Here is a 4,464-nt window from a genome sequence, read left to right on the forward strand (position 1 = left end):
CAGCAGGCGGTGCGCAGGCGGTTGTGCGCGTTTTCGTCGCGGGCGCTGTGGTTTTGTGGTGGTTCGGGGTTCAAGATGACCCAGAGCATGAAGGTTTCCAGGAGGCGCAGTTGGTCGAGGCTGACGCCGCAGGGGTCTTCGGGGTTGCAGTCCAGGAGGCGCAGTTCGAGGTAGGCGATGCCGCGCCGCGCGAGCGCCAGCGTCGGCAATTCGTTGTTTTTGATGGGTTGTTTGGGGCGGGCGGCGGTGTAGTATTCGTTGGCGATTTGCAGGATGTGGGTGCTGATTTGTTTGCGGCTGCCGTCGGGGTTGTAGAGTCCCAGGTGTTCAAAGCGCGGCGCCGGGGTGCTGACGGCGCTGGCGAGGTCGCGGGTGTAGGTGGCAAGGTCGTTGAAGCTGACGGTGAACGGGGTTTTGTTCTGGTAGCCGAGGTCGCTCATGCGCAGGCTGGTCGCGCCCGTCCAGCCCAGGGTGTGCGGCGCGAGGGGGTCAAGTACGGCGCGCGCCGGGATGAAGCTGTCGTGGACGGCGGGCGAGGCGCCGTAGAGGTAGTTAATCAGCCAGGCGTGGCGGTTGATGGCGCGCAGCGCGCCCATGTAGCGGCGGTTGATGTAGTCCTGGTCGGCGGTCTCGCCGTCGCGCGCGGCCAGTTGCGTCCACAGGGCGGCGGGCGGCGAGTAGTTGAAGTGGATGCCGGCGATCATTTGCATGGTTTTGCCGTAGCGGTGGCCGAGGCCTTCGCGGTAAAGCCGCCGCATTTTGCCGCCGTTGCTGGTGCCGTAGTAGCCGATGGCGATGTCGTCGCTGTTTTCCGGGAGGATGCAGGGCATACTGCCCGGCCAGAGGCTTTCCGCGCCGATGTTTTGCGCGCAGTAGCGGTGCAGGGTGAGCAGTTGGGCGTAGGCGGCGTCCGGTGTCGGGTGCGGGTCGGTGACGAGTTCGAGCAGGGATTCGGCGTAGTCGGTGGTGATGTTCGGGTGGGTGTAGGCGCTGCCGAGCGCGGCGGGATGCGGCGTAGTGGCGAGGGTGGCGTCGGGGTTGGTGCGCAGGGTTTCGCGTTCGATGCCGAGGTTGCCGTGGGCGAGGGTGAGGTCTTGCATGGCCGGTCTCCGTGGAAATGGTAATGAGGCGGCATGATATAGCGGGCCCCGTTTGGATTCCATACGACGGCCCGCCGAAGAAAGCCCTTTCTTCGGCGGAATTGGCCGGGCCGTATGGAATTCAAATGGGAGGCGGGATAGCTTATGATGCGGTTTTCTTCAGTTATGGGAGTTTTGTGATGAATGTTGCAGTGTTGATGGATGAGCTGGAGTCAATCAAGCCTTACAAGGACACGACGTTTGCGCTGATGCTTGCCGCGCAGGCGCTCGGCCACCGGGTGATGGTTTTCGGCCAGCGCGACTGGCAGGTGCGCGACGGCGCGGTGCAGGCGTATGTGCGCACGGTGCAACTCCATGATCAGGATGAGGATTATTTCCGCGTGCTGAATGAGGAGGTGATTGACCTCGGTGATTTCGATGTGGTGCTGCAACGCAAGGATCCGCCGTTTAACCTGCGCTATGTCTATGATTCTTATATGCTCGATTTGCTGGAGGCGCAGGGGGTGCGGGTGGTCAATCCGCCGCAGGCGCTGCGCAACATGAACGAGAAGTTCGCCATTACCCGCCTGCCGCAATGCACGCCGGAGACGCTGGTGACGAAATCGCGCGGCGAGATTCTCGCCTTTCTGCGCGAGTTCGGCGAGGCGGTGGCGAAACCGCTGGACGGCATGGGCGGCAGCGGCGTCTTCAAGCTGACCCAGGGCGACAAGAACACCAACGCGATTCTCGACGCAATGAACCCGGACGGCCTGCAAACGCTGATGGTGCAGCGCTATCTGGACAAGGTGAGCGAGGGCGACAAGCGCATTCTCGTCATCAACGGCGAGGCGGTCGATCACGGTCTGGCGCGCCTGCCCGCCGAGGGCGAGTTCCGCGCCAATCTCGCCGCCGGTGGCCGGGGCGTGGTGCAGCCGCTGACCGAGCGCGAATGGTGGATTGTCGAGCAGGTCAAACCGCTGATTGCCGAGCAGAAGCTGTATCTGGTCGGGCTGGATGTGATTGGCGGTTATCTGACCGAGCTGAATGTGACCAGCCCGACCTGTATGCGCGAGATTGAGAAGGCAACCGGGCAGCACATTGCCCGCCGTTTTTGGGAGGACTTGGCATGAAGCCTGTCGCGAAAAAGCCCGCTGTTACCGGCGAAAAACTGCAAGGCGAGGCGCTCTTGTGGCGCTACGCGCGCCAGGCGGAAGCCGCCGAAGGCGAAAGCGACCATGTGCCGGGTTGCCCGTGTTGCAGCGGGCAGGAGCGGTGAAAGCGGGGGTTCGCCCCGCTTTTTCTTGATTTATAGCAATCCTCGCAAAGCCCTGTACGGTGTTGCGCCGCCTCGCCGTACAAAGGCGTACTGCCTTCGGCGTCGCGCCTTGTATAGAACTTTGTGAGTATTGCTATACCAATCTGCCTTTGGCTACGACAAACGCGGTCGCCAGCGCGAGCAGCAATAGCGGGCCGGGTTTTGGCAAGAGCAGGGCGATGAAGGCGGCGAGGGCAAACAGCGCGAGGATGGGCAGCCAGCCGAGGCGCCCGGCATCGGCCAGTTGCCAGAAGGTCAGGCCAATCAGCATCAGCGCGAAACCGGCGACGACAAACCAGAGAAAGGCGAAGGTCTGCGGATCGCTGCTGTGTACGCTGTTAAACACGCCCTGCGCGCGGATGCGGTGCAGCGCCTCGCGCATGGACAGCACGGCGAGGGTATTGTGCAGCACGCCGGTGGCAATGAGGGCAAGCGAGAGCCATTTCAGCATGGGGAACTCCGGAAATGATGATGCCTTATGGTATAGAATTTCCGCCAATACATCATGAGAAATTCAAACCCTTTTTGGAGCCAATTATGCAATTTGTCGATAACCGGGAAATTACCGACCCGCGTACCAATATCGCGCTGGAAACCTATCTGGTGGAAAACCGCCTGAGCGATGAGCCGCTATTGCTGTTTTACATCAACGAGCCGTCAATTATTATTGGCCGCAATCAAAATACCGTGGAAGAAGTGAACCAGGCCTATGTCGAAGCAAACGGGATTCACGTCGTGCGGCGAATGTCTGGCGGTGGTGCGGTCTATCATGATTTGGGCAATTTTTCCTTTTGCTTTATCCAGGATGAAAACAGCCTGTCGCGCGATTTCTCCGTTTTCACCAAACCGGTTATTGAAGCCTTGCATCAAATGGGCGTTGCCGGTGCTAAACTCGAAGGACGCAATGATTTGCTGATAGACGGCAAGAAATTTTCCGGCAATGCGATGTATGTCAAAAATGGCCGCATGACTGCCCACGGCACCATTCTCTTTGATGCCGATCTGGATGCCGTTACCCAGGCACTGAAACCGCGTGCAGACAAAATTGAATCGAAAGGTATCAAATCAGTGCGCAGCCGCGTCACCAATATCAAACCCTTTGTCGCACCGGGATACAAGGATATGACTACGCGCGAGTTTCGTGATGCGCTGTTGCTGCATATCTTTGGCGTCAAAGACCGCGCGCAAGTGCCGGAATACCATTTGACCGATGCGGACTGGGAAAAAGTCGCGCACATCCGCGCCGAACGATTCGCCAACTGGGACTGGAATTATGGCAAATCGCCCGCTTTCACCAGCGAGCGCTATTACAAATTCCCGCAAGGTGCGGTCGATTTCCGCTTTAGCGTGGAGCACGGCGTGATTCAGTCGCTGAAAATCTACGGCGATTTCTTCGGCATGGGCGAGATTGCCGACGTGGAAAAATTGCTGACTGGTATTCCTTACCGCCGCGAGGCGGTCGAACTGGCTTTCAGTCAGATAGATAGCCGCTATTATTTTGGTGGAATAGAAAGCAGCGCGCTGGTGGATTTGCTGGTAGGTTGAGAAGACATAAAAAAACCGGGCGCGATGCTCGGTTTTTTGTCACGGTATCTATCTATTACCGTACCACCTGCCGTTTTTGCCCAAACAGGACGGCAAAATTAAGTAAAAGGCCGATGAAAAAAAGGGTTTCTTCATGATGGTTTGGAAATGATGTGCTATCGGTTAGTGTCAGCCAAATTGCAATTGCGGCAATGAGCAGGTTAATGATGAGTACCATATAGGCGAGCAGGGCAGGGCGGGTAACGGTTAAGGGTGGCGGTAGCGGTTCGTTATGCAGAAAGGCATGGGCATAGGTGCCAATGGACTTGCCAATGTCGGCGCCAAAATTATCAATGGTAATTTCTTGCTTACCGCCGTTGCGGTCAGTGATAACCAATGTTTCCGGCTGATAGCGGGAGGCTGGATGGTAATTGACGCTGCGAATTTCCGTCCAGTAAAGGGAAACAGGCTTGTTGTCATAGGGATAAATGGTCAGGATTTTGTCATCGGCGCGAGCGAGAATGCGACTGCGATCAGCATGAAAAT

The 4,464-nt window shown here is 58.0% G+C and carries 6 protein-coding genes; 3 read left to right on the forward strand and 3 right to left on the reverse strand.

Features of this window, described 5'->3' with window-relative positions:
• Positions 1-1,100, reverse strand: a 1,100-nt coding sequence (locus Q0349_RS10060; protein ID WP_298080772.1) for a glutamate--cysteine ligase, incomplete at its 3' end; no start/stop codon positions are given.
• 179 nt (positions 1,101-1,279) lie between these two features.
• Here Q0349_RS10060 and gshB point away from each other — a divergent pair.
• Both gshB and Q0349_RS10070 read left to right on the forward strand, forming a co-directional pair.
• Positions 1,280-2,209 carry a glutathione synthase gene (gene gshB / locus Q0349_RS10065; protein ID WP_298080774.1) on the forward strand — a complete coding sequence of 310 codons (930 nt, stop codon included), beginning with the start codon at positions 1,280-1,282 and terminating at the stop codon, positions 2,207-2,209.
• Positions 2,206-2,355, forward strand: coding sequence for a MerR family transcriptional regulator (locus tag Q0349_RS10070; protein WP_298080776.1), 150 nt, complete (start codon positions 2,206-2,208; stop codon positions 2,353-2,355). The genes gshB and Q0349_RS10070 overlap by 4 nt, the downstream gene beginning before the upstream one ends.
• 133 nt (positions 2,356-2,488) lie before the next feature.
• Here Q0349_RS10070 and Q0349_RS10075 read toward each other — a convergent pair whose 3' ends face one another.
• Entirely contained in the window at positions 2,489-2,845 is a 357-nt protein-coding gene (locus tag Q0349_RS10075) for a DUF6463 family protein (protein ID WP_298080777.1), read from the reverse strand.
• An 86-nt stretch (positions 2,846-2,931) separates the two neighbouring features.
• Here Q0349_RS10075 and Q0349_RS10080 point away from each other — a divergent pair, with 86 nt between their 5' ends.
• On the forward strand, positions 2,932-3,939 hold the full coding sequence (locus Q0349_RS10080) for a lipoate--protein ligase (protein WP_298080778.1): 1,008 nt from the start codon (positions 2,932-2,934) through the stop codon (positions 3,937-3,939).
• Between the two features lie 55 nt (positions 3,940-3,994).
• On the opposite strand, the gene Q0349_RS10085 is transcribed toward Q0349_RS10080, so the two are convergent.
• Positions 3,995-4,464: hypothetical protein (locus Q0349_RS10085; protein ID WP_298080779.1), on the reverse strand; the 470-nt coding region annotated here is incomplete at its 5' end.

The sequence above is a fragment of the uncultured Cardiobacterium sp. genome (assembly GCF_938028185.1).
Lineage (GTDB): Bacteria > Pseudomonadota > Gammaproteobacteria > Cardiobacteriales > Cardiobacteriaceae > Cardiobacterium.

Excerpts from the sequence above, each read along its gene's own strand:
- gshB (WP_298080774.1), top strand. The coding sequence starts at position 1,280 with ATGAATGTTGCAGTGTTGATGGATGAGCTGGAGTCAATCAAGCCTTAC.
- Q0349_RS10070 (WP_298080776.1), top strand. The coding sequence starts at position 2,206 with ATGAAGCCTGTCGCGAAAAAGCCCGCTGTTACCGGCGAAAAACTGCAA.
- Q0349_RS10075 (WP_298080777.1), bottom strand. The coding sequence starts at position 2,845 with ATGCTGAAATGGCTCTCGCTTGCCCTCATTGCCACCGGCGTGCTGCAC.
- Q0349_RS10080 (WP_298080778.1), top strand. The coding sequence starts at position 2,932 with ATGCAATTTGTCGATAACCGGGAAATTACCGACCCGCGTACCAATATC.